19 protein-coding genes and 1 tRNA gene are annotated in these 24,083 nt (G+C 73.0%); 13 read left to right on the top strand and 7 right to left on the bottom strand.

The annotated features are described in order from the left end of the window. Positions 1-34: 34 nt before the first annotated feature. Positions 35-385, bottom strand: coding sequence for a WhiB family transcriptional regulator (locus tag ACSHWO_RS15960; protein WP_249766619.1), 351 nt, complete (start codon positions 383-385; stop codon positions 35-37). A gap of 397 nt (positions 386-782) precedes the next feature. Between ACSHWO_RS15960 and ACSHWO_RS15965 the strand changes: the two genes are divergently transcribed. Next, complete coding sequence (locus ACSHWO_RS15965) at positions 783-3,068, top strand: transglycosylase domain-containing protein (protein WP_438312588.1); 2,286 nt, start codon at positions 783-785, stop codon at positions 3,066-3,068. 111 nt (positions 3,069-3,179) lie between these two features. On the opposite strand, the gene ACSHWO_RS15970 is transcribed toward ACSHWO_RS15965, so the two are convergent. Then, positions 3,180-3,641 carry a GatB/YqeY domain-containing protein gene (locus ACSHWO_RS15970; protein ID WP_361097299.1) on the bottom strand — a complete coding sequence of 154 codons (462 nt, stop codon included), beginning with the start codon at positions 3,639-3,641 and terminating at the stop codon, positions 3,180-3,182. Positions 3,642-3,709: 68 nt separating this feature from the next. Between ACSHWO_RS15970 and ACSHWO_RS15975 the strand changes: the two genes are divergently transcribed. The 12 genes from ACSHWO_RS15975 to ACSHWO_RS16030 all read left to right on the top strand — a co-directional run bounded on the left by ACSHWO_RS15975 (position 3,710) and on the right by ACSHWO_RS16030 (position 17,126). Then, positions 3,710-4,648, top strand: coding sequence for a metallophosphoesterase (locus ACSHWO_RS15975; protein WP_385841245.1), 939 nt, complete (start codon positions 3,710-3,712; stop codon positions 4,646-4,648). A gap of 102 nt (positions 4,649-4,750) precedes the next feature. Further along, positions 4,751-4,824, top strand: a tRNA-Pro gene (locus ACSHWO_RS15980). Between the two features lie 1,011 nt (positions 4,825-5,835). Next, positions 5,836-6,621 (top strand): aminotransferase class IV, encoded by a 786-nt coding sequence (locus ACSHWO_RS15985; protein WP_438312592.1) that lies wholly within the window; start codon positions 5,836-5,838, stop codon positions 6,619-6,621. 253 nt (positions 6,622-6,874) lie between these two features. After that, positions 6,875-9,085: an asparagine synthase (glutamine-hydrolyzing) gene (asnB, locus tag ACSHWO_RS15990; RefSeq protein ID WP_385841356.1), complete on the top strand. Its 2,211-nt coding sequence runs from the start codon at positions 6,875-6,877 to the stop codon at positions 9,083-9,085. 85 nt (positions 9,086-9,170) lie between these two features. Further along, positions 9,171-9,869 carry a methyltransferase domain-containing protein gene (locus tag ACSHWO_RS15995; protein WP_438312594.1) on the top strand — a complete coding sequence of 233 codons (699 nt, stop codon included), beginning with the start codon at positions 9,171-9,173 and terminating at the stop codon, positions 9,867-9,869. After that, the gene (locus ACSHWO_RS16000; RefSeq protein ID WP_361097284.1) at positions 9,869-10,723 is read left to right on the top strand and encodes an isocitrate lyase/phosphoenolpyruvate mutase family protein; all 855 of its coding nucleotides are present in this window, start codon (positions 9,869-9,871) and stop codon (positions 10,721-10,723) included. The genes ACSHWO_RS15995 and ACSHWO_RS16000 overlap by 1 nt, the downstream gene beginning before the upstream one ends. After that, positions 10,720-11,832, top strand: coding sequence for a phosphonopyruvate decarboxylase (gene aepY / locus ACSHWO_RS16005; protein WP_385841372.1), 1,113 nt, complete (start codon positions 10,720-10,722; stop codon positions 11,830-11,832). Before ACSHWO_RS16000 ends, aepY begins: the two co-directional genes overlap by 4 nt. Further along, complete coding sequence (locus ACSHWO_RS16010) at positions 11,829-12,569, top strand: metallophosphoesterase (RefSeq protein WP_385841377.1); 741 nt, start codon at positions 11,829-11,831, stop codon at positions 12,567-12,569. Before aepY ends, ACSHWO_RS16010 begins: the two co-directional genes overlap by 4 nt. 26 nt (positions 12,570-12,595) lie before the next feature. Beyond that, positions 12,596-13,879, top strand: a complete 1,284-nt coding sequence (locus ACSHWO_RS16015; protein ID WP_438312597.1) for a biotin carboxylase N-terminal domain-containing protein — start codon at positions 12,596-12,598, stop codon at positions 13,877-13,879. 1 nt (position 13,880) lies between these two features. Continuing rightward, positions 13,881-14,792 carry a TauD/TfdA family dioxygenase gene (locus tag ACSHWO_RS16020; protein WP_438312598.1) on the top strand — a complete coding sequence of 304 codons (912 nt, stop codon included), beginning with the start codon at positions 13,881-13,883 and terminating at the stop codon, positions 14,790-14,792. After that, entirely contained in the window at positions 14,789-15,838 is a 1,050-nt protein-coding gene (locus ACSHWO_RS16025; protein WP_438312599.1) for a hypothetical protein, read from the top strand. Before ACSHWO_RS16020 ends, ACSHWO_RS16025 begins: the two co-directional genes overlap by 4 nt. 52 nt (positions 15,839-15,890) lie before the next feature. After that, positions 15,891-17,126 carry a GNAT family N-acetyltransferase gene (locus ACSHWO_RS16030; protein ID WP_438312601.1) on the top strand — a complete coding sequence of 412 codons (1,236 nt, stop codon included), beginning with the start codon at positions 15,891-15,893 and terminating at the stop codon, positions 17,124-17,126. A gap of 58 nt (positions 17,127-17,184) precedes the next feature. Here the strand turns inward: ACSHWO_RS16030 and ACSHWO_RS16035 are convergent, their stop codons facing one another. The 5 genes from ACSHWO_RS16035 to ACSHWO_RS16055 form a co-directional block, all read right to left on the bottom strand. Next, positions 17,185-18,402: an MFS transporter gene (locus ACSHWO_RS16035; protein ID WP_438312602.1), complete on the bottom strand. Its 1,218-nt coding sequence runs from the start codon at positions 18,400-18,402 to the stop codon at positions 17,185-17,187. Next, the gene (locus ACSHWO_RS16040; protein WP_361097260.1) at positions 18,402-19,061 is read right to left on the bottom strand and encodes a thymidylate kinase; all 660 of its coding nucleotides are present in this window, start codon (positions 19,059-19,061) and stop codon (positions 18,402-18,404) included. Before ACSHWO_RS16040 ends, ACSHWO_RS16035 begins: the two co-directional genes overlap by 1 nt. Before the next feature lie 202 nt (positions 19,062-19,263). Next, positions 19,264-20,814: a glutamine synthetase family protein gene (locus tag ACSHWO_RS16045; protein WP_438312605.1), complete on the bottom strand. Its 1,551-nt coding sequence runs from the start codon at positions 20,812-20,814 to the stop codon at positions 19,264-19,266. Continuing rightward, entirely contained in the window at positions 20,811-22,286 is a 1,476-nt protein-coding gene (locus tag ACSHWO_RS16050; protein WP_438312607.1) for an amidase, read from the bottom strand. The genes ACSHWO_RS16045 and ACSHWO_RS16050 overlap by 4 nt, the downstream gene beginning before the upstream one ends. After that, a complete protein-coding gene (locus ACSHWO_RS16055; protein WP_438312609.1) occupies positions 22,276-24,063 on the bottom strand; it encodes a hypothetical protein in 1,788 nt (595 codons plus the stop codon). The genes ACSHWO_RS16050 and ACSHWO_RS16055 overlap by 11 nt, the downstream gene beginning before the upstream one ends. Between the last annotated feature and the right edge of the window lie 20 nt (positions 24,064-24,083).

The raw sequence follows: 24,083 nt of genomic DNA on the forward strand, positions 1-24,083 counted from the left end.
TACGGCGACGGATGTACGCGGAACGGCGGGGGATCTACCCGGCCGCCGCGTACGTCTCGTACGGGACGTCCATCTCCGCATCGACATCCACGGTGAGGATGCCCGTGCTGCGTTCGTACTCCGTGCGGGCGGTTTCGAGCAGTCGCCGCCACGAGGTGACGGTGGGCCGCCGGCGCAACAACGCGCGACGCTCCCGCTCGGTCATTCCGCCCCACACGCCGAACTCGACACGATTGTCGAGCGCGTCGGCCAGGCACTCGGTCCGCACCGGACATCCGGTGCACACCGCCTTGGCCCTGTTCTGTGCCGCTCCTTGAACGAATAGTTCATCCGGATCGGTAGTGCGGCAGGCTGCCTGCGCACTCCAGTCGGTTACCCAGCCCATCCCGGCGCCGTCCTCTCCCGAATCGAGGCTCCCCCACGGCGGTAGCGGCATATTCACCGCTGCCAGTTGAGGACGTTACGGAAGGCGGGGACGGCGCAACACCCCCGTCGGGCCCAATCTTGAATGGTCCGAACGGACTATGGGTAAGCGGCAGATCACCCGACGGAGTGATCGAACGACATGCCGGACCATTCCGGCGATTCGGGTGAAATCGGTGAACCCCGGACGAGCGGCCGTCAGAGTGAGCGGCGAGATTCGGACATCAGTCCACCCCATTCGGGAAGGGTGAAAATCAAGCCGGAGGGTTGATGTTGTGCCGCACTGGTGTGACAGTTGGGGACAGCTTAGGCCAAGGCATTCGCGTGTGTCCGGCGAATGAGAACGTAGGCTGCACTCCATGGGTAAGAAGCGCTCGGGCGCCGGGCTCACGGGGCCGCAGCAGGCCGCCAAGTTCCTCGGGCTGTCCGTTCTCTCCGGAGTCGTTCTGGCAGGTATCGCCATCCCGGGCGCCGGTGCCCTCGGGCTGGCCGCCAAGGGCACCGTCGAGGGGTTCGACGAGATCCCGGCCAACCTCAAGACCCCGCCGCTCAGTCAGCGCACCACGATCCTGGACGCCGAGGGTGGCCTGATCGCCACGGTGTACTCGCGCGACCGTCAGGTGGTGCCGCTCACGGCCATCTCGCCGTACATGCAGAAGGCGATCGTCGCGATCGAGGACTCGCGCTTCTACGAGCACGGCGCCGTCGACCTCAAGGGCATCCTGCGCGCGGTCAACCGCAACGCACAGGAGGGCGGCGCCGCGCAGGGCGCCTCGACGCTCACCCAGCAGTACGTGAAGAACGTCTTCGTCGAGGAGGCCGGCGACGACGAGACCAAGGTGCGCGAGGCCCAGGAGAAGAGCCTCGGGCGCAAGATCCGCGAGCTGAAGTACTCGATCCAGGTCGAGGAGGAGCTCGGGAAGAAGAAGATCCTCGAGAACTACCTCAACATCACGTACTTCGGCCAGCAGGCGTACGGCATCGAGTCCGCCTCGCAGCGCTACTTCAGCAAGCCGGCCAAGGAACTCACCCTGGACGAGTCGGCGCTGCTCGCCGGCCTCGTGCAGTCGCCCAGCCGGTACGACCCGGTGAACGACAACCAGGAGGCGATGAAGCGCCGCAACGTCGTCCTCCAGCGCATGGTCGACATGAAGGACATCTCGCAGGCCGAGGCGGACGAGGCGAAGAAGAAGCCGGTCCAGCTGAAGGTGACCCGGCCCAAGAACGGCTGCATCACCGCCGTCAAGGGCGCGGGCTTCTTCTGCGACTACGTGCGCAACACGTTCCTGACCGACCCAGTGTTCGGCAAGACCCGCGAGGAGCGGGCCAAGCTCTGGAACCGGGGCGGTCTGACCGTCCGTACGACACTGGACCCGCAGTCGCAGGACGCCGTCAACGAGTCGATCAAGGACCACGTCAGCCAGGACGACAAGGTCGCCACGGCCGTCACCCTGGTCCAGCCCGGCACCGGCCGGGTCGTCGCCATGGGCCAGTCCAAGCCCTACGGCTTCAACAAGAACGAGACGCAGATCAACTTCTCCGTCGACAAGCGGATGGGCGGATCCAACTTCGGCTTCCCGACCGGCTCCACGTTCAAGCCGTTCGTCGCCGCGGCGGCCCTGGAGGAGGGCATCTCCCCCGGCAAGGTGTACCAGTCGCCGTACCAGATGGAGTACCCGAGCCCGGTGCAGACCTGCGGCGACAAGCCCTGGGTCAACACCAAGCACGAGCGCCTGGAGAACGAGCAGGAGTCCGAGGTCGGCCCGTACGGCATGAACCAGGCGATGGCCAAGTCGGTCAACACCTACTTCGTGGAGATGATCACGGAGACCGGCGTGTGCCCGGTCACCGAGATGACCACCAAGCTCGGCGTGATCCCGGCCGACGGCACCAAGCTGGCCGAGGTCCCGGCCATCGCGCTCGGCACCGAGGGCATGTCGCCGCTGACCATGGCCAACGCGTACGCGGCCTTCGCCAACCGCGGCACGTACTGCACCCCCGTCTCCATCGAGTCCATCACCGACACCCACGGCAAGGCGCTGACCGTGCCGAAGTCCAAGTGCGAGCGCGTGATGTCGGAGCGGACCGCCGACACGATCAACAGCCTGCTGCTCGGCGTGGTCGACTCCGGTACGGGTACGGCGGCGGGCCTGACCGACCGGCAGAACGCGGGCAAGACCGGCACCACCGACAGCCGCTACAACGCCTGGTTCGTCGGGTACACCCCGAACATGTCCGGCGCGACCTGGGTCGGCTCGGGCGGCTCCAAGCAGGTGTCGATGGAGAACATCACCATCGGCGGCCAGTACTACGACAAGGTGTACGGCGGCGGGCTGCCCGGCCCGATCTGGAAGCAGGCGGTCAGCGGGGCCCTCTCCGGCCGCGAGGCCCCGAGCTTCGTCACGGTGCCCCTGCCCGACACCGGGAACCCCGGCGGCGCCGGCAAGCCCACTCCGCCGAACAACCCGACGAAGCCCAACAAGCCGGGCAAGCCCGGCAAGCCCGGCGGCCAGGTCACGGGCGGCGGCGGTGCGACCGGCGCCGCGACGGGCGCCGCGACCGGCGGGGGCAGCACGCCGCCCAACCCGTTCCCCGGGATCACCGTGGGACCGGGCGGCGTGATCGGCGGCCGCGAGGGGCAGTAGCGGCCGGGGACGGCACGACGAACGACGGAACAGAAGCAGGACAGAACGGGGGCGGGGCCCGGTGCCGTACGGCACCGGGCCCCGCCCCCGTCGTTCCCTGCCGGTTCGTTGCTATTGGAGGTGCTTCTTGACGGCGGCGGCGACGCGCCCGCCCTCCGCCAGCCCGGCGACCTTCGGGGACACGAGCTTCATGACGGCGCCCATGGCCCGCGGCCCCTCGGCACCCGCGGCCCGCGCCTCCTCGACGGCCTGCGCCACGATCGCGGCGAGTTCGTCGTCGCTCAGCTGCTTCGGCAGGTAGGTGTCGAGGAACTCGCCCTCCGCGGTCTCCCGCTCGGCCTGCTCGGCGCGGCCGCCCTGGGCGAACGCCTCCGCGGCCTCGCGGCGCTTCTTCGCCTCCTTGGCGATCACCTTGAGGACCTCGTCATCGGTGAGGACGCGCGCCTCCTTGCCCGCCACCTCCTCCTTGGTGATCGCGGCGAGGGTCAGTCGCAGCGTGGAGGAGTGGAGCTCGTTGCGCTCCTTGATCGCGGTGGTGAGGTCGTCCTGCAGCTTGGCCTTGAGCGTGGTCATGCACATGAGTCTGCCAGGTGCGGGGGCGGTGGCGCCTTCCGGTTTTCCGGGTCTGAGACGATGGCCCCATGCGTGCGCGTTACGGAGTACCCCTGAAGGTCACCGCCGGAATCGCGGCGGTGGGGGCCGCCGGTGTGGCCTATGCCGCCGGCTTCGAGGCGCGGTCCTTCCGCCTGCGCCGGATCACGGTTCCGGTCCTGCCCGCCGGGATGCGCCCCCTGCGCGTACTGCAGGTGTCGGACATCCACATGGTCAGCGGCCAGCGCAAGAAGCGCGCCTGGTTGCAGTCCCTGGCCGGGCTGCGTCCGGACTTCGTCGTGAACACCGGCGACAACCTCTCCGACACGGAGGGCGTGCCGGAGCTGCTCGACGCGCTCGGCCCGCTGATGTCGTTCCCGGGCGTGTACGTGTTCGGCTCGAACGACTACTACGGGCCGCGGCTGCGCAACCCCGGGCGGTATCTGGTCGAGAAGCTCCAGGGCCGCCACGGGCTGAACGGCAACAAGCCGGTCGTCGGCGCCGTGCACAACCCGTGGGAGGGCATGCGGGACGCCTTCGACGCGGCGGGCTGGGTGAACCTCACCAACACCCGCGGCCGGCTGAAGCTGGACGGGCTGGAGCTGGCCTTCACCGGCCTCGACGACCCGCACATCAAGCGCGACCGCTACGAGCGGGTCGCCGGCGGCCCCGAGGCCGACGCCGACTTCTCGATGGCCGTGGTGCACGCCCCGTACCTGCGCAGCCTGGAAGCCTTCACCGCGGACGGCTACCCGCTGATCCTGGCGGGACACACGCACGGCGGGCAGCTGTGCGTCCCCTTCTACGGGGCCCTCGTCACCAACTGCGACCTGGACACCGACCGGGTCAAGGGGCTCTCCACCCACGAGACCGGCGGCCAGCGCGCCTACCTGCACGTTTCCGCAGGCTGCGGCACCAACCGCTACACCCCGGTGCGCTTCGCCTGCCCCCCGGAGGCCACGCTCCTGACCCTCACCCCGAAGGCCTAGCGGCCCCACGGGCCGCCCCGCGAAAACCGGATTTCGTCTCCGGGCGCGGGTCCGCTAAAGTAATCGATGTCGCCAGGGCGAAGGCCCGGAAACGGCGGCGATCGGGGTGTAGCGCAGCTTGGCAGCGCGCTTCGTTCGGGACGAAGAGGTCGTGGGTTCAAATCCCGCCACCCCGACAGAGTAAGACCAGGTGAGAGCCGGTGCAGGGTAATCTGCACCGGCTCTCTCTGCATCTGGGTGACCAACTGGGTGACTACGGGTTCGCTCCCCGGGGGGTCGACCCCTTCGCGTCGCCCCCCCTCGGCGTCCGCGCTCGCTTGCCGGAAGGCGAGCCGGTCCCAGCCCTGATCTTCGAACTGCTTCGAGAGCGCGTCCACGCACCTGACCGGCGGACCGATCGTCCGGCGAGACTTCTTGGCCTTGGTGGTCTTGGCGTCCCACCGGCCAGCCCCGCTGGCCGTCGAAGGCGCTCAAGCCGGCCCAGGCCGAAGCGACGCTCAAGGCCACCGAGGACCCTTCCGCACGCGGGGATGGGTGATCACCTCGCCCGGTGGGAGCGACCCGACCCGCACGGGCACCGCCGGCCCCGTTTCACGGCAGGAGCGATGCTGCTGTCGCCATCCGCCGGAAAAGCGACTTCCGAACCTCTGGGGTAAAGACTTCTGACAGGGCTCGACTGCTCCTCCTGTGCTATTCGCCTGGCGTGACGTCGGCCACCCTTGGCGCGGTCGGCCGAAGAAGCCGTGGGAGTTCCCGAGTGTTGTTATCCGCCCCTCCCTCCTTCCGCTGGCTGGTGTGATCCAGTTCTGGTATCTGCCTTTTTACAAGCCGGTCCACGAGCTCCCGCCGGTGAACGTGGTCGCCAACCTTGACGAGGTGAGGCGATGTTTCAGTACGCCGATCGCGAGGTGGCTGACGGGAAAGGGCTGATCGGGGTCACACGGCTGGGGAACATCGACCCTTTCAGCCCGAGTACAGGCTGGATCCACGGCCTTGAGTGGTACGCGCAACGGTCCCCGACGCATGCGGGGCGTCAGCGTCCCCGTACACCGGCGGCCGCGTGGACGCGGCGCCGCTCGCCGCGTGGTTCGACGCCGGACGCGGCTGCGGTCCGCCCCTGACCGGCGTTTTCCCCTCCGTCGCAACCGGACGCCCTCCCGGTCCGCAAAGGCTGGCATCTTGGGGGAATGGGTGAACTGAACGGGGTGCCGGTCGGGGTGCGGGAGTTGCAGGCGTTGGCGCTGGTCAACTACGGGCACTTCACGACCATGCGGGTCGAGGACGGGCGGGTGAAGGGGCTCGCGCTGCATCTGGAGCGGCTGCGGCGGGACTGCCGGACGCTGTTCGGGGCCGAGCTCGACGGCGAGCGGGTACGGGCGCTGGCGCGGCGGATGGCGCCGGGGCGGGGGGCCGCCACGGTGCGGGTGACGGTCTTCGATCCGGGGCTCGACCTCGGGCGTCCCGTCGCCGCCGGTGATCCGCAGGTGCTGGTCACCGTCCGGGCGACGGACGGGGCGCAGCCGCCTCCGCTGCGGGTGCGGTCGACGCGGTACGTGCGCGACGTGCCCGAGGTCAAGAGCGTCGGGCTCTTCGCCGGGCTGCACCACCGGCGGCAGGCGCAGCTGCACGGCTTCGACGACGCGCTGTTCGTCGACGCCGGGGAGGCCGTCTCCGAGGGGGCCACCTGGAACGTCGGCTTCGTCGGCGGCGGGCGGGTGGTCTGGCCGGACGCGGAGTGCCTCGACGGGGTGACCATGCAGTTGCTCAAGCAGCTCCACCCGTACGAGAGCCGGAGGGTGCGGCCGGCGGACGTCTCGGGGTTCGAGGCCGCCTTCGCCACCAACGCGGCGATGGGGGTGCGGGCCGTCCGGGCCGTGGACGCCGTCGAGCTGCCCGGCTTCGAGGGCGGGGCCGCTTCCGTGGTCGGGGTGTTGCGGGACGCGTACGCCGCTCTGCCCGGCGATCCGCTCTAGGGCCCGGCCGTCCGCAACACCTGCGCGCCACCCGCGCGCCACCGTCACAACACCGCCTCCTCGGATGCTCTTCAACAGCAAATGACCACGAGCAATCCGACGGGAGGTGACAACGATGAAGGTTTACACCAAGCCGGAGGCCAAGAAGGTCGACCAGGGCACCATCGTCGCCGCTGTCCGCTAGTAGCGACCCGCATGCCACGCCTCCCGCTCCGGGGGGCGTGGCATGTCCGCTCCCACCTCAGGAAGCCACATGTGCGGTATTGCAGGATTCGCCCACACGGACGGAAGCGCCCTCGCCGGGTCCGCCGACGCGGTTCTCCGGGACATGGCCCACGCGCTGCGCCCCCGCGGCCCGGACGACATGCAGTTCCACCACACGGAGCAGGCGTGCATGTCCTTCACCCGGCTCGCGCTGATCGACCCCGAGGGCGGCCGCCAGCCGTTCATCAGCGAGGACGGCATGGTCATCCTCGCCGCGAACGGCGAGGTCTACAACTACCGCGAGCTCCGCAAGGGCTTCGACGGGCGGGTGAAGTTCCGCAGCGACTCCGACTGCGAGGTGCTGCTGCACCTCTACCTGGAGAAGGGCCTCGACTTCCTCGACGACGTGCGCGGCATGTTCGGCATCGCCGTCATCGACCTGCGCGAGCAGCGGCTGCTGCTCGCCCGCGACCGGCTCGGCATCAAGCCGCTGTTCCTGCACCGCAGCGGCCCGACGGTCCTGTTCGGGTCCGAGATCAAGGCGCTCTTCGCGCACCCCGCCTGCCCGCGCGAGCTCGACTGGTCGCGGGCCCTCGCCGACCAGGGGCTCAGCTCCGCCCCGGTGATGACCGACGCGGAGCCGGTGACCTGGTTCAAGGACGTCGAGCACGTCCCCTCGGGCGCGATCGTCACCATCGGCCTGCGCGACGGCGCGACCCGGGTGCACCGGTACTGGGAGCTGCCCGCCCCGGCCGAGGCCGGGAGCCTGCCCGAGAGCTTCTTCGTGCGGAGCATGGGCGACCTGCTCGCCTCCTCCGTGCGCGAGTGCCTGATCGCCGACGCCGAGATCGGCGTCTTCCTCAGCGGCGGCCTGGACTCCGCGGCCGTGACCGCGCTGGCGGCGCACACCGGGCTGCACACGTTCTCCGCGCTGACCGGCAGCACCGTCGTCAACCGGGACGCGCAGTACGCCCGGCAGACCGCGGACCTGCTCGGCCTGCCCAACCACCAGGTGGCGTTCGGCGCGGACCGCATCCCCTCGCCCGACGAGTGGCGGCTGCTGCTGTGGCTGATGGAGACGCCGCAGTGCGGACCGGAGCAGTTCTACAAGAGCGAGATGTATCGTTTCGCCCGCGCCGAGCGGCCCGAGCTCAAGGCGGTGCTGCTGGGTTCCGGCGCGGACGAGTTCAGCGGCGGCTACAGCGTGGCGCTGTCCGGCGGCGGCGACTGGGAGGACTTCGAGGGCAACCTGCGGACCATGGCCCGCCGCAGGGCGCTCGGCTCGCAGTCCGCCGTGTCCGTGTGGTGGGAGGGCACCGACCTGCCGCTGCTCAGCGACGACGCGGTGGCGGCGTACGCGCCCGGGGCGGTGGACGACCCGTACGGCTCGTACCTGGCCTGGAAGTTCCGGGACATGCAGCAGTACAACTTCTGGGTCGAGGACCGTACGGCCTCCGGGAACGGCGTCGAGGCCCGCGTCCCCTTCCTGGACCACCGCATCATCGAGCTGCTGGCGACGGTGCCCCGCGCGTACCGCAAGCGGCTGTTCTGGGACAAGCAGGTCATCCGCGAGGCGGTACGGGACATCCTGCCGGCCGAGGTGATCAGCCGGCCGAAGCTCGCCTTCTACGAGGGCGAGGGCGTCCGCCACACCCACCGCACCTTCACCCGGATGCTCGCGCAGAACGGGGACGAGCTCGTCGAGCAGGCCCTGTCCTCGCCGCGCGCCGCCCAGTACCTCGACCGCGGCAACGTCCACCGCGCCCTGCGCCGGCTGGAGCGCGACCAGAGCTCGGGGCACGTGGAGCTGCTGATGCGCGTGGTCAACCTGGGTCTGCTCGACCTGATGGCCCTGGACGTCCCGAAGAGCCGGACCCCGAACGGCCCGGCCCCGTACGAGCTGCGGGTCACCGACTTCGAGGGCCCCGAGGTGCAGGAGCTGTTCCCGCAGGCCCGGATCGAGGAGACCTCGGTCTTCCGGCTGGCCGAGGGGGTGCTCGTCCTCGACGACGTGCAGGAGGCGAACACCTCGTACGTCGTGGTCGACGGCAGCATCCGCTTCGTCATCGACCACCTGACGCACGCGGACTGGCTGCGGCTCCTGCGCGGGTTCGACGGCCGTCGGCCGCTGGCACAGGCCCTCGCCGACGCGGGCTGCGAGCTGGACGCGATGCGCCCGCTCCTCGACGGCTCGCTGGAGGCGGGCCTGCTGGAGGACGTCCCCGCACCCGCCCCCGAACCCGCAGTGCACGCGCTCTGACCGCCCCGGAGCCGTGGTTCGCCCCCCATTGGAATCGGCATCCGGACGTGGATGTACGGAAGTGAACACGAGTGAGGTCAACCCGATGACAGCCCATCTCTACTGGGACGAGGTCTGGCGCACCGACAGCGGGCGCGCGGACTGGTCGCGGCCGCACCCGTGGGTCGTGGACGAGGCCGCCCGGCTGCAGGAGCTCGGCGCCAAGGACGTACTGGACCTCGGCTGCGGCGTCGGCCGGCACGCCCTGTACTTCGCGGAGGCGGGGTTCGCCACCTCCGGCACGGACGCCAGCGAGGCGGCCGTGCGGGCGGCCCGGGAGGAGGGCGACCGGCGCGGGGCCGAGCTCGCCCTCGACGTCGGCGACTTCACCGAACTTCCCTACGCGGACGACAGCTTCGACTACGTCCTCGCCTTCAACGTGGTCTACCACAACGACGAGGCGGGCCTGGCGAAGGTGCTCGACGAGGTCCGGCGCGTGCTGCGCCCGGGCGGCATCTACCAGTCCACGATGCTCTCCAAGCGCAACGGCGAGTACGGGCGCGGCAACGAGGTCAGCCCCAACACCTTCTGCCAGCCGGAGGCCACCGACGACAAGGTGCACCCGCACATGTACGTCGACGCGGCCGACCTGCTGCGGCTGCACGAGGGGTTCCGGCTGCTCAGCGCGACCGATGCGGAGCACGCCAGGCCCGGCTCGTTCCACTGGCACTGCGTCTTCGAGCTGCCCGGGCAGGACGTGGCCGGCACCCGCCACGGCCACTACGCGCAGAGGGCTGGTGCGTAGTGTCGAAGGCGGCGCGGCTGCGCGAGTTGCTGGAACGCAAGGAGATAGCGCGGATCGTCGGGTCGAGGGACGCGCTGACGGCCCTGCTCGTGGAGGAGGCCGGCTTCGACGGCCTGTGGGCGTCGAGCTTCGAGATCTCGGCGTCCCGGGCCCTGCCCGACCTCGGCCTGCTGACCATGTCGGAGCTGCTCGAGGCGTCCTCCCACGTGAACGCGGCGACCTCGCTGCCGCTGCTGGCCGACTGCGACACCGGCTTCGGCGGCAACATCAACGTCGTCCGCACGGTCGACATGTTCGAGGCCGCCGGCATCGCGGGGATCTGCCTCGAGGACAAGGTGTTCCCGAAGCGGAACAGCTTCCTCGGCGGCGGCCAGAACCTGGAGGACCCGGCCGAGTTCGCCGGCCGCATCCAGGCCGCCGTACGGGCGAGGTCCGGCAGCGACTTCACGGTCGTCGCCCGGGTCGAGGCGCTCATCGCCGGAGCCGGGCTCGACGAGGCCCTGCGGCGCGCCCACCTGTACGCGGACGCCGGCGCCGACGCCGTGCTGATCCACTCCAAGAAGGAGGAGCCCGGAGAGATCCTGGACTTCCTGCGGGCCTGGCAGGGCCGCAGGCCGGTCGTCGTCGTGCCGACCACCTACCCGCACTGGGACCTCGCCGAGGCGGAGGAAGCCGGCGTGTCGGTGGTCATCTACGCCAACCACGCGCTGCGCGCCTCGGTCTCCGCGATGCGCGGCGTGCTCAGCGAGATCCGGGTGGCGGGCGGCACCGGCGGCGTGGAGGACACGATCGCCCCGATGAAGGAACTCTTCGGCCTGACCCAGGTCAGCCGGTGGGAGGAGCGGAGCGCGTGATCAGCGCCGAATTCTTCTGCGCGGAACTCGACCGGCGCGGCTTCGGGTTCTTCAGCGGGGTGCCCTGCTCGTACCTGAAGGGCCCGTTCGCGCTGCTCGAACAGCGCGGCAGCTACGTGCCCGCGCCCAACGAGGGCATCGCGCTGTCCATGGCAGCGGGCGCCGAGCTGGGCGGCACCAAGGCGGTCGTCCTGGCCCAGAACTCGGGCCTGGGCAACCTCCTCGACCCGCTGACCTCGCTCACCATGGCGTACGAGATCCCGCTGCTGCTCTTCGTGAGCCTGCGCGGCTGGCCGACCGCCGAGGACGACGAGCCGCACCACGCGGCCATGGGCGCCGGGACCATCGGCGTCCTGGAGGCGGTCGGGGTCGAACACGGCATCCTCGACCCCACCGAGGAGAGCCTGGCCGGGCTCCTCGACCGCGCCGAGGCGGCCCGCCGCGCCCGGCGGTCGTTCGTCGTCCTCGTCCCCGCGAAGACCGTCGGGACCTGCCAGGTGCCGGCCGGGGAGTCCGCGGCGCGGATGGACCGGCAGGAGGCGGTGGCCGCGATCGCCGCGCACCTGGACGGCGCGCTGGTCTACAGCACGACCGGCATGATCAGCCGCGAGCTGTTCGGCGTCCGCGACAGCGCCCGCCACTTCTACATGCAGGGCTCGATGGGCCACGCCATCGGCCTCGGCCTGGGCACCGCGCTCAACCGGCCCGACGAACGGGTCGTCGTCGTCGACGGCGACGGCGCCGTCGTGATGCACCTCGGCGGGCTCGCCCTCGTCGGCGAACGGCGCCCGGCGAACCTGACCCACTTCGTCCTCGACAACGGCTCGTACGACTCCACCGGCGGCCAGCGCACCCGGGACACGGCCCTGCGCTGGGACGAGCTGGCGCTCGCCGCCGGATACCGCACCGCGCACATCTGCCGCACCGCCAAGGAGGTCGACGCCCACCTGGCGGAGATCGCCGGGCGGCCCGGCCCGCACCTGGTGGCCCTGGAGATCGGCCGGGGCGGGGCCACCCCGCCGCGGGTAACGTCGGCGCACACCAACGCCGAGGTCCGGGCACGCTTCCAGGCCGCGGCGGCGAACGACGCGCGGAAGGAAGAGTCTTGACCGTCATCGCCCACGTCAGCGACCTGCACCTGGACCTCGGGGAGCGCGCCACCGAACGCGCCCGGAAGGTGCTCGGCTACCTGCGGGAGATCCCCGGCCCGGTGGACGCCGTGCTGGTCTCCGGCGACATCGCCGACCACGGCACGGACGAGGAGTACGCGCAGGCGCGCGAGCTCCTCGACCTGCCCTGGCCGGTCCTCGTCCTGCCCGGCAACCACGACCGGCGCGGGCCGTTCCGGGCAGGGCTGCTCGACGGCGAACCGGAGGACGACGAGCTGAACCAGGTCGTCCGCACGCCCGGGGCCGTGTTCGTGCTGTGCGACTCGACGATCCCCGGCAAGGACGAGGGTGTGCTCGCCGAGACCACCCTGGACTGGCTCGACCGGGCGCTGGCCGCCGAGGACGGCACCCTGCCGGTCCTCGTCTGCTTCCACCACCCGCCGGTCGACCTGCACACCCCGCACGTGGACCGGGTCCGGCAGTTCGGCGAGGACCGCCTCGCCGAGGTGCTGGGCCGCCACCCGCACGTCGTCGCCCTGCTGTGCGGGCACGCGCACGTCGCCGCGGCCACCACCTTCGCGGGGCTGCCGCTGCTCGTGGCGCCCGGGGTGGCCTCCACCGTTCCGCTGCCCCTGGAGGGCCGCCCCGTCGTGGACTTCGAGCTGGCACCGGCGCTGGCGTTCCACGTGCTCGACGGCGACCGGCGGCTCGTCACGCATTACCGGGCGCTGGGCTAGCCGTCCCCGGAGACTGAGAGAAGGCCATGAGAAGAGTCCTGATCGCCAACCGCGGTGCGATCGCGGCCCGGGCCGTCGACACCTTCCGCACGCTGGGATGGTCGCCGATCGCCGTCGCCGCCGTCTCGGACCCTCAGCGGCTCCACACCGTCGCCGCCGACGGTCACGAATGGCTCGACGGCACCGGGCTCGCCGGGACGTACGACCACGTCGGCCGGATCGTCGCGGCGGCCCGGCGCTGCGGCGCCGACGCGGTGTACCCGGGCTACGGGGCGCTCGCGGAGGACCCCGCCCTGCCCGAGCGGCTGGCCGAGGCCGGCATCGCGTTCATCGGGCCGACGGCCGGGGTGCTGGCGGCGGCTCAGGACAAGGACCACGCCGTGGCCACGGCCGGCCGGCTCGGCCTGCCCGTGCTCCCGCACGCCACGGGACGCGAGGCGATCACCGGGCTGGTCGGGGAGATCGGCCTGCCCGTCATCCTCAAGCCGGTCACCGGCTGCGGGGGCCTCGGCGTGCGCATCGTGCACACCGAGGCCGACGCGGCCCGGGCCCTGGCCCTCATGGACGCCGGCGACGGCGACGACTGGTACGCCGAGCGGTACGTGGACCGCGGCCACGTCGTCGGCGTCACCGTCGCCGTCGACGCCGCCGGCACCGTGCATCCGCTCGGTGAGCGCGAGAGCCTGCTGGTGGACGGCAGCATGAAGCTGCTGGAGGCCTCGCCGGTGCAGGGCGTGGCCCCCGGGCTGCTGGAGCGGATGCGCGCGGACGCGGCGAGGCTGGTCACCGGGATGGGCCTGCGGGGCGTGGCCACCGTCGAGTTCATCGTCGGCGCCGGCAGCCACTGGTTCCTGGAGGTCAACGGCCGGCTGCCGCTGGCGTACCGGATGTGCGAGGCGCAGACCGGCCGGGACGTGATCGCGCTCCAGACGGAGCTGGCGCAGGGCGCCGTGCTCGCCCCGGGGGCCTTACGCGTCGACCGGGAGGTGCACTGCCTGGAGGCCCGGCTGTTCATCGAGCCGGGGCCGGACGGGCGGGGAGGCCTGATCACTTCGCTGACGCTGCCGCCCGAGCCGGGGGTGACGTACAACTGCGCCCTCGACACGGGCAGGCCGGTCGTGCTCGACAACATCGTCACGCAGGTCCTGGCCTGCGCGGACAGCAGGGCGGCGGCGGCCGGAGCGGTGCTCCGGGCCGTCGAGGGCAGTGGGATATCGGGGGTCGCGCACTGCGCGGAAGAGATAGCCGTGTGGCTGCGCGGCTCCGGGATCGTCCCGGAGCGTGCCGGCAGCCAGGCCTTGGGAGTCTGACATGAACAGCAACGACCCGTTCGCACCCGTGCGGCACGCCGTCGACCGCGACCTGGCCACCGCCGTCGCCGCAAGCAGCGGCGACCCGGCCTCACAGCCGTGGTCCGGGGAGTTCGGCGACACCGTACGGGACCTGGTGCGGCGTCATCTGGACGCGCGACCCGGATACTTCGTCCTCGGCGGGCTCGACCACCTGGACGAGGAGCAGGCCCGCCGGTTCACGGTCGCCGTGTCGCGGCTGGCCGGCGAACTCCTGCCGCAGGACGGTGCGGGAGCGCTGCTGCGGGACGTACGCGACCGCGGGGTCAGGCTCGGCGAGGGCGCGACCGGCCGCTACTCGGACAGCCGGCAGGGCGGCAGCCTGCACACCGACGCCGCGCACCGCCCGGGGCGGCTTCCGGACATTTTCACGCTGTTCTGCTATCGGCAGGCCGTCAGCGGCGGATCCCTGGTCCTGGTGCACGTCGCCGACCTGCTGGACATCCTCCGGGACCACCCGCAGGAGCTCGCCACGCTGCGGCTGCCGGTCCACTTCGACACCCGCGACGACACCCCGGGCGTGCCGCTGACCACCGAGCGGCCGGTGTTCGTGCACCGGGGCGGGCGTGAGCGGATGTACTACCTGCGCGACTACATCGAGATCGGTCACCGCCACCCGCACGTCCCGCCGCTGACCCCCGAGCAGGTCAAGGCGCTGGACCTGCTCGACTCGCTGCTCGACCGGCGCGACCTGCAGACGCACGGGCGCCTCCGGCCCGGCGAGATGATCTTCATCGACAACCGGTCGATCGTCCACGGTCGGACCGCCTTCCAGGACGACGCGCCGGTCGACGGCAGCGGCGGCCGGCTGATGCTCCGCACCTGGATCGGGTTGCCAGGACAGGAGGACGAAGGGGCGGGAGCCGACCGGTGACACCGGTCGTCGCCGAGCTGGAGCGGCTGGGCCTGGCCGAGTTCCTGGCCGACGTCCCCGGGGACGGGGTCGACCGCCTCCAGTGGGCCGCGGGCCTGCGCGGCCTCGACGGCGGGCTGCGCACCGTCGCCGGGTTCCTCCTGCTGGGGGAGTCCGCCCGCGCCGAACTGCTGCCCCCGGCGCTGCGCGGCGCCCTCCCGGCCCTGGTCGAGGGCGGGGTCGCCGCGTACAGGGGGGACGAGGTGCAGCTGGTCGACGTCAGCCTGTTCCGCGTCGGCGGGGTCTGGCTGTTCGCGGAGCCGCCGAGCCCCTTCCCGGTGCGGCACTACTTCGGCCGGGACTCGGTCGCCCTGTCCCGCCGGATCGGCTACCCGCCCGGCGCGCGGGTGCTGGACCTGTGCTCCGGGCCGGGCTTCCAGGGGCTGGTGGCCGCCCGGCAGGGCGCCCCCGCGACCCTGGTGGAGCTGCTGCCCGGGACGGCCGCGGTCGCCCTCCTCAACGCGGAGCTCAACGGTGTGGCCGACCGGGTGGAGGTCCTGGTGGGGGACCTGTACGCGCCGCTGCCCGCGGACGCGGAACCGTACGACCGGGTCGTCGCGAACATCCCCTTCCTGCCGACCCTGTCCCCCCGCGGCGAGGAGGCCGCCCACGAGGGCGGCGCGGACGGTTTCAGCGTCGGCCGCCGCGTCCTGGCCGGACTCCCACGGCACCTCGCCCCCGGCGGCACCGCCCACCTCACCGCACTGCTGCTCCAGAGCGACCGGGGGCTGGTCGCCGAGGAGGAGCTGCGCGCCTGGGCGGCGGAGCACGGCTGCGGCCTCACCGTCGCGCTGACCGACCGGATGGCGGTGGACGCCGACTCCGACCTCGTGCAGACCACCGTCTCGGACCACCTGGAGTCCGACCCGCTGGCCGGGCCGGAGGAACTGACCGCGGCCGCCGCCGCCATGTACGCCCGGCACGGGGCGACGGCCGCCCGGCTGGCCTATCTGCGCATCGACCACGGGATGGCCGAGTTTCGCGTGTACGACCGTGCGCACGGCTGAAGCTGACTAGCGTGACCTGCAACTTCGACCACGAACCGGAAGGACGTGCGCGGTGACGGCTGGAACGGCGGGGACGGCAGGGGCGGCGGGAACGGCAGGGGCGGCGGAGACGGGAACGGCAGAGGGGGCAGACGGGGCGCGACCCGAGGTGCTGGAGCTCGGCTCGATCCGCGAGGCGCAGCCCGCCGAGTGGGACGCCCTCGCCGGGGACGCGGCGCTCTACTCCAGCCACCGCTGGCTGCTGTACGGCGAGGAGCTCGCCGACTCCACCTCCCGGCACCTGGTCGCCACCGCCGGCGGCGCGTACGTCGCGGCCCTGCCCACCCACCGCTTCACCGGGAAGGTCCCGCACTTCTACGACCCGGCCGTGCTCTTCCCGGGCGCCGCCGAGCCCGCCACGCCCGAGCGGCCCCTGCTGCTGGGCGGCACCCGCCTCGGCTACACCAGCGAGGTCGTCGTCGCCCCCGGCACGCCGGGTGCGCTGGCCGGGGCGGGCACGGCCGCCCTGCTCGACCGGTTCCGGGAGCTCGGCGCGGCCGACGGCGCGCTGACGGCCCTGCTCTACCTGACGGACGGGTCCGTGGAGCGGCTGCTGCCGCTGCTGGGCCCCCGCGACCGGGTGGTGATGATGGACGCCACCGCCGTGCTGCCCGTCCCCGAGGACGGGATGGAGGGCTACCGCACCCTGTTCACCGCGCGGCAGTTCAAGTCCCGGCGCCTGGAGATGCGGCGGTACGCGGAGGCCGGCTGCCGGACCGAGGTGCAGCGGCTGTCCGAGTGCCACCACCTGCTCGGCCCGCTGTCCGCGCAGGTGCTGCGCCGGTACGGGCACCCGGTCACCGACGAGAGCGAGTCCGAGCGGTTCGCCCAGCAGGCCCCGCTGTTCGACGACGACTGCCGGGTGCTGACCGCCTGGCAGGGCGACCGGATGGTGGGCTTCACCCAGTTCTTCTTCTGGGGCCGGACCATGTACGCCCGCTCGCACGGACTGGACGACTCGATCGGCCGCGAGGCCAAGCTCTACTTCAACCTCACCTACTACGAGGCGGTGAAGTACGCGGCCGAGCACGGGTACCGGCTGCTGGACCTGAGCTGCGACGCCTTCGAGGCCAAGGTGACGCGCGGCGCCCGGCTGCAGCCGCTGTGGGGCGTCGTCCTCGACGCCCCCTGGTCCGGGCCGGTCCTGGACCGCGTACGCGCCGAGGAGAAGGCCCGGCGCGAGGAGTACGCCTCCCACGACGCGGGGATCGAGTCCGAGGTGGCCCGGCTGGTGGCCGCCCGGGGCTAGGACCCGCCCGCAGCCGCGTACCGGGCTCCGCCCCGGCGCCGCCCGCCCGGTCGGCCGGTCAGCCGGTCGGGCGGGGCTCCGCCTCCCGCAGCCCCCGGCCGCGTTCGGCGATGGCCGCCACCGGCGGCACCGCCGCACCCGCCGCCACCATGATCGCGACGAGGGCGATCCAGCCGACCGGTCCCGCGCTCAGGCACAGGGCGTTCAGGACCGTCGGCGCCACCGCCCCTCCGATGCCCACCCCGACGGAGAACACGCCCTGGTACTCGCCCTGGGCGTGCTCCGGGGCCAGGCCGAAGGACAGCGCGTACTCCCCCGCCGTGAACAGCATCTCGCCGAACGTGAGCGCCGCGGTGCCGACCAGGACCAGCCCCATCGCCGTGTACGTGCTCACGTGCGCGGCGGCGAAGACCAGCCCCATGGCCGCCGCGATCACCGGCCCGCTGCGCCGCATCGCCAGCGCCCCGTCACGCGGGGTCTCCACGCCCCTGGCCACCCTGGTCTGCAGGAGCACCACCAGGCCGCAGCTGAGGGCGAAGACCAGCGACACGGTCCAGCGCGGCGCGTCGGTGTACTCGGCGATCCACACCGGCATCAGCACGGTCATGAAGACGTCGAACATCACCAGGGTCCCCGCGAGCATGCTGACGGCGAGGAACGGCTTGTCCGCGAGCGCGTGGCGCTGTCGGCCGCCGGACTCCCGGGGCACGGGCGGCAGGTGCGGGAGCCGTGCCACCAGCAGCGCCGCCACCAGGTACGACACCACGTCCGCGCAGATCGCGATGGTGTACGCGGTCCGGGTGTCGGCCTGGAGTGCGAGGCCGCCCAGCAGCGAGCCGGAGACCATGGCCAGGTTCTGCAGGGAGTAGATCCGCGCCCGGTAGGCGACCTTGTCCGGGCCCCCGACGTACGCGATGAGGGCGCCGCTGATCGCGGGGAAGGCGCCCCGCCCGAGGGCGATCAGGGTGATCACCACGAGGAAGCCGCCCATGCCGTCCACGGTCAGCAGCGCGGCGGCGGCGCCCGCCTGTGCCACCAGCCCGGCGATGCCCACCTCGCGCGGCCCGAACCGGTCGGCGAGCCGGCCCACGATCGGGCCGGCGGCCAGCCCGGCCAGGCCGGCGGCGGTCAGCCCGAGGACGACGTTGCCCGTGGACAGGCCCACGGAGCGGACGAAGAACAGCACCTGCAGGGGTGCCCAGCTGCCCGCTCCGAGGTAGCGCACGAACAGCGCGGCCGCGAGGCCGCGCCGCAGGCTCCGCCCGTCGCGTGCCATCAGTGTCCGACCGGGGCGTCGGCCGCCGGGCGGGGGTTGACCAGCACGCCCAGCTTCGGCGCGAGCAGCTTGCGCAGCTGCTGGGCCGCCGCCTCGGCCGTGTTCGCCCGGACGACGTCCCAGCCGTGCTGCCCGGCCCACTCCAGCATGACCTCCCGTACGGCCGCCTGGTGGGTCAGGAAGCTCTCCGGCCGGCATTCGGGGTCGCGGCCGCACTCGTACGGGGTGATGTCGCCCTTCTTGCGGCGCAGCGCCTCCTCGGGGGTCACGTCGAAGAAGACGACGGTGTCCACGGGCGCCATCGCACCCACGATGCCGTCCACGAGCTCCTTCGGGCAGCCGGCGAGCAGTTCGGTGGCCGCGTGCTTGATCCAGTAGCCGTCGAGGACGACGAGGTCCGCCTCGGCGGCCCGGGCGCGCTCGGCGGCGAAGGAGTTGAGCCAGGCGAGGAAGAGCATGCGGGCCGGGTTCGGCATCTCGGCGATGCAGACGCGCAGTTCGTCCAGGGTGGTGCCGCGCAGGAAGCGGGCCTGCGGGACCTCCGCCTCCTCGAAGACCTGCCACTTGCCGGCCAGGGCGAACGACAGGCCCTGGCTCTCGGCCCACGAGCGCAGGCGCTTGACCTGCGTGCTCTTGCCGGCGCCGTCGGGTCCGTCCATCGCAACGATCACTGTTCATATCCCTTCGGAAGATCCGCCACGGGCGTCGCCGTACGGAAGTCATGCGCTGCCGCGGTGGTTGCGGTGCTTCGGGTGGGCTCGGGTGGTTTCAGTCTGGCGCGGCGGCCGGGCCCGGCGCGGAGACGGGGCCGGGGAGGGGCCCGCGGAGGGCCCCGCCGAGGGCCCGCTTCCGCACGGCCGGTCAGTACGCGGCGAAGTACTCACGGTGCTCCCACGCCGTGACCTCGCCGGGCCCGGTCGGCTCGGCGGCGGCCGACCACTCCTCGAACCGGGCCACCTCGCTGCGCTTGAGCTGCACCAGGCAGTCGTGGAGCTGCTTGCCGAGCAGGTCGCGGGCCAGCGCGCTGTCCTGCATCGCGGTGACCGCCTCGGCCAGGTCACCGGGCAGGGGCGCGGCCGAGGGGGCGTGCGGGTCCTCGGCGGGCGCGCCGGGACGCAGCCCGCGCTCGATGCCGTCCAGGCCGGCGGCGAGCTGGGCGCCGAGGTAGAGGTACGGATTGGCGCAGGGCTCGCCGAGGCGGTTCTCGACGTGGGTGGACTCCTCGCCGGGGCCGCCGAGGACGCGGACGAGGGCGCCGCGGTTCTCGGCGCTCCACACGACGCGGTCCGGGGAGAGCGAGAACTGCTCGGCGAGGCGGCGGTAGCCGTTGACGGTCGGCACGCAGAACAGTGCGGTGCCGGCGGTGTGTTCGAGGAGCCCGGCGAGGTATCCGAGGCCCAGGTCGGAGAGCGGGCCGCCGCCCCCGTCGGGGACGAACGCGTTGCGGTCGGCCGCGGTGTCGAACAGCGACTGGTGCAGGTGCCAGCCGCTGGCGTCGAAGCGGTCGAGCCGGGGCAGGGCCATGAACGAGGCGTGGTGGCCGAGCCGGGCGCAGACCTGTTTGGCGACGGTGCGGAAGAGGAGCATGGCGTCGGCGGCGTCCAGGGCGTTCATCGGGCTGAAGGTGAACTCCAGCTGGCCGGGCCCTGATTCGTGCTCGACGGTGCGCAGGGGCAGCCCCAGCTCGCGGACGGCGCGGGCGAGCGGGGCGACGACGTGCATCAGCCCGTCGGTGAAGCTGTCGAGGTTGAACTGGTAGCCGCCGTTGACGGGTTCGACGGCGGGTGGCTCGCCCTGGACGCCGAAGCCGCCGACGGCCGCGGCGGCCGCGCCGGGCGCCGGTGCGGCCAGCCGGGTCAGGTACCACTCCACCTCCAGGCCGACGACGGACTGCAGGCCCCGGGCGGCGGCGCGCTCGCACTGGCGGCGCAGCACGGCGCGGCTGGACAGCGGGTGGGGGCTGCCGTCGCGCAGGTACTCGTCGGCGATGACCCAGCCGGTGGCCGCCTCGGTGTACGGCAGCACCTTGAAGGTGAGCGGGTCGGGGACGATCAGGAAGTCGCCGCCGCCGGTCAGTTCGGGGATGCCGATGCCGCCGCCCGGCGCGAACAGGTCCACGCCGAGGGCGTGCCCGGTGTCGAAGAGGAACGGGCCCGGGCTCATGTCGATGCCGTTGCGCAGGGCGGTGCGGAAGGCGTCGACGGTCAGGGTCTTGGAGCGGACCAGCCCGTGCGGGTCGCCGAAGCCGACCCGGACGAAGTCGAGGGTGGCCAGGGTGCCCTCGATCGCGTCCGCGGCCGCCCGCTGGGCGTCGCTCCACAGCCCGTGCCGGGCGACGAAGCCGACGCTGCCGGTGGCGAAGCGGGCGTAGCGGGGCGTGCCGGGGCCTTGTGGGGATCTGGTCTGCGTCATCGTGTTTCCTCTTCCGGACGGTGCTGCGCGAGCGCCGGGTACCAGTGGTGCCAGGGGCGGTCCTGCTCCAGCTGGCGTGCGGCGGCGAGGACGGTGCGGTCGGCGTGGCGGGCGCCGACGAGTTGCAGGCCGACGGGCAGCCCGTCGGGGGACAGGCCCGCGGGGACGGACACGGCCGGCTGGCCGGTCAGGTTGAAGGTGTAGGCCTCGGGCGCCCAGGCCAGCCAGGACAGGGCGCCCTTGCGGACCGGGTCGGCCGGCTCGTGCCGCTCCGCGGCGAACGGGGCGACGCCCACGGTCGGCATGGCGAGCAGGTCGTACCGCTCCATCAGGGCCTGGGCGTCGGCCCGCAGCCGGCTGCGGGTCTCGTACGCCTGGGCGAGGCGTACGGCGCTGAGGCCGCGCCCGTACCGGATGACCTCCAGCCGGCCGGGGTCGAGCCGGTCCGCGACCTCGTCGAGGTCGGCGGCGTGGGCGGCGGCCTCCCAGCCGGCGAGGATCGTCTCCAGCGCCGGGTACGGGTCCTCGAACGGGGGCGGGATCTCCTCGACGGTGTGGTCCCGGCCGGCGAGGACCTCCACGGCCCGGCGGGCGACGGCGGCGGTGCCGGGCTGCGGGGCGGGCTCGCCGAGCGAGGGGATCCAGCCGATCCGCAGCCCGCGGAGCCGCCCGGCCGCGGCGTCCAGGTCGGCGGCCGGGTCGCCGCCGGGGCCTGCGGCGAGGCCGGCGGGCAGCCCGCAGGACAGCGGGTCGCGTACGTCGGGGCCGGACATCACCTGGGTGAGCAGGGCGGCGTCCGCGACCGTCCGGGTGAGCGGGCCCAGGTGGGACAGCTCCTCGGGGCTCTGCGGCAGGTACGGGATCCGGCCCAGCGAGGGCTTGAAGCCGACGACCCCGCAGAACGCGGCGGGGATGCGGATCGAGCCCGCGCCGTCGGTGCCGGTGGCGCCGACGCCGACCCCGACCGCCACCGAGGCGGCCGCGCCGGCGCTGGAGCCGCCGGGGGTGCGGGTGAGGTCCCACGGGTTGCGGGTGGGGCCCTGGAGCCGGTTGGCGGAGGCCGCGCTCCAGCCGCCCTCGCTGGTGTTGGTCTTGCCGATGACCACGGCCCCGGCGGCTCTCAGCCGGGCCACCGCCGGGGCGTCCCGGTCGGGGACGGTGTCCGCGTGCAGCAGGGAGCCGCGGGTGGTGCGCAGGCCCGCCGTCGGTGTGAGGTCCTTGACCGAGACCGGCATGCCGAGCAGCGGCCGGTCCCGCCAGGCGGCCGCCCCGTGCCGGTGCAGGAGCCGGTCGGCGCCGGCGGCCTCGGCCGTCGCCCGCTCCCGGGCGACGGTGAGGAACGCCCCGAGGTACGGCTCCCACTGCTCCAGCAGCGCGAAGGTGGCCGCCAGGTGCTCCGAGGGGAGCAGGCTGCCGTCCGCGTACCGGGCACGGAGGGTGCGGGCGTCGGCGAACCGCGGGTCAGGCGCCATGGAAGTCCCGGTACCAGCCGTTGTCGAAGTCGCCGACCTCCAGGCCCCGGTCGGCGGCCGCCTGGTGGAGCAGGGCCTGCATGCGGCCCGTGACCATGGCGGCCCGCAGCTCCGGCAGCTCGAACTCGTCGCCAGTGGTGCGCAGCAGCCGCAGGTCGTACAGGCCGGGCCGGTACGCCCCCTCCAGCACGATGCCGAGCGGTACGCGCAGGGCGTGCCGGACGCCGAAGGTGACGTGCCCGGTGTGGTGCTGGTCGGACCAGTTGGTGATGTCGGCCGTCATCGGCGCGAAGAACCAGTCGTCGCGCCGCGGGGTCTGCTCGGTCCAGGACATGGTGTGCGGCAGGTAGTGCCAGGTGTTGTAGCGCATCCGCGCGCTGTACGCGGACAGGGTCCTGGCGAGGGCGGCCCGGTCCTGCGCGAACCGGTCGGCGAAGTCCCGGCCGGGCGCCACGCAGCAGTAGAAGTCGCGGGTGGCCAGGGCGACCCGCGCCTCGGCGGGGACGGTGCTGTGCAGGGCGGCCACGCTCCTGGGTCCGCGGCCCATGGCGACGTCGCAGTCCAGGGCGTCGGCCGCGGTCGCGAAGAAGCGGTGCAGGAACCCCTCGTACGGGGTCGTGAACCCGGCCGGCGCGGCCTGCCGCACCACCTGCCCGACGACCTCCGCCGCGTGGGCCGCGGCGGCCGCGGGAGGGGCGTCGGCGGGCAGCGGCCGGCCGGCGGTCTCCGCCAGCAGGTCGGCCACCGGGCGGGGGAGCTCGTCCCAGGACGGGGCCTCGGGCATGATCCGCTCCCGCTTGTGCAGGGAGGCCCCGTTGATCTCCCTGTATAAGACGGCCCCCCGGTCGAGCAGCCGGGCCCGCCCGGCGGCGCAGGCCGCGGCGAGCAGGTCGAGCGCGGCCCCGGTCGGCTCGCCGGCCACCTCGGGGACCTCGGCGCCGTACGCCCCGATGCGCTCGCGCAGGAAGCCGGCGAGCAGGTCGGGGGCGAGCTGCACGCCGTTGAACTCCTCGGCCCGGACCGGGGACCCGGAGCTGATGAGGGCGTGCAGGCACACGACGAACACGGCGTCCTCGGGGGACCACTGTGCGGCGGGCGTCCGCCGCAGCACGGTCAGCACGGAGCCCTCGGCGTCGGGTGCCATGGACCGGCCGGGCAGGTTGCTGAACCGGCCGAGGTTGCTGTAGCAGCGGTCGCCGACGTACAGCAGCACGGGTGCCATGTGGACCAGGGCGTGGCTGGTGGCGTCGATGCGCCGGCGGACCGCCTCGGGGTCCTGCTGGGCGAGCCAGCGGTGGACCTCCTCGAACTGGAGCCGCTCTACGTCCCGGGCGAGGGCGAAGAGCCGGCCCAGGGACTGCGGGCGGGACTGCCACTTGAGGGTGCCGAGGGCTTCGGCCCCCTCGCCGCCGGACGCCGGCCGGGTGCCGGCCGGGACGACGCGCAGCCGGCCGGTCTCGGTCAGCATCAGCAGGTCCCCGGCCCCGTCCGCGGCCGCGTCGTCCGCGCCGTCCGATCCCGCGTCGGCGGTGTCGGCGGACGGTCCGGCGGCCGGGTCGGCGGAGGGGACGAACCCGGCGGCCTGCGACTCGGCGAGCTCGGTGTACACGCGCTCGCCGAGCCCCATGGCCGCTCGGCCGACCTGCTCGGGGACCATCCCGTCCAGCGTGGCCGCTATGCGGATGGCGTCGGCGGCCAGCGAGCAGCCTCGGGCCCGCGCGGCGGCCGCCGTGACCTGGGCATCGAAACCGGGCGTCTTCAGAAGCATGGTCGTCACCTACGGAACGTGATTCGACG

Origin of the sequence: Streptomyces pallidus (ex Mingjun et al. 2026) (assembly GCF_051550185.1) — a bacterium.
In the GTDB taxonomy this organism is placed as follows: Bacteria; Actinomycetota; Actinomycetes; order Streptomycetales; family Streptomycetaceae; genus Streptomyces.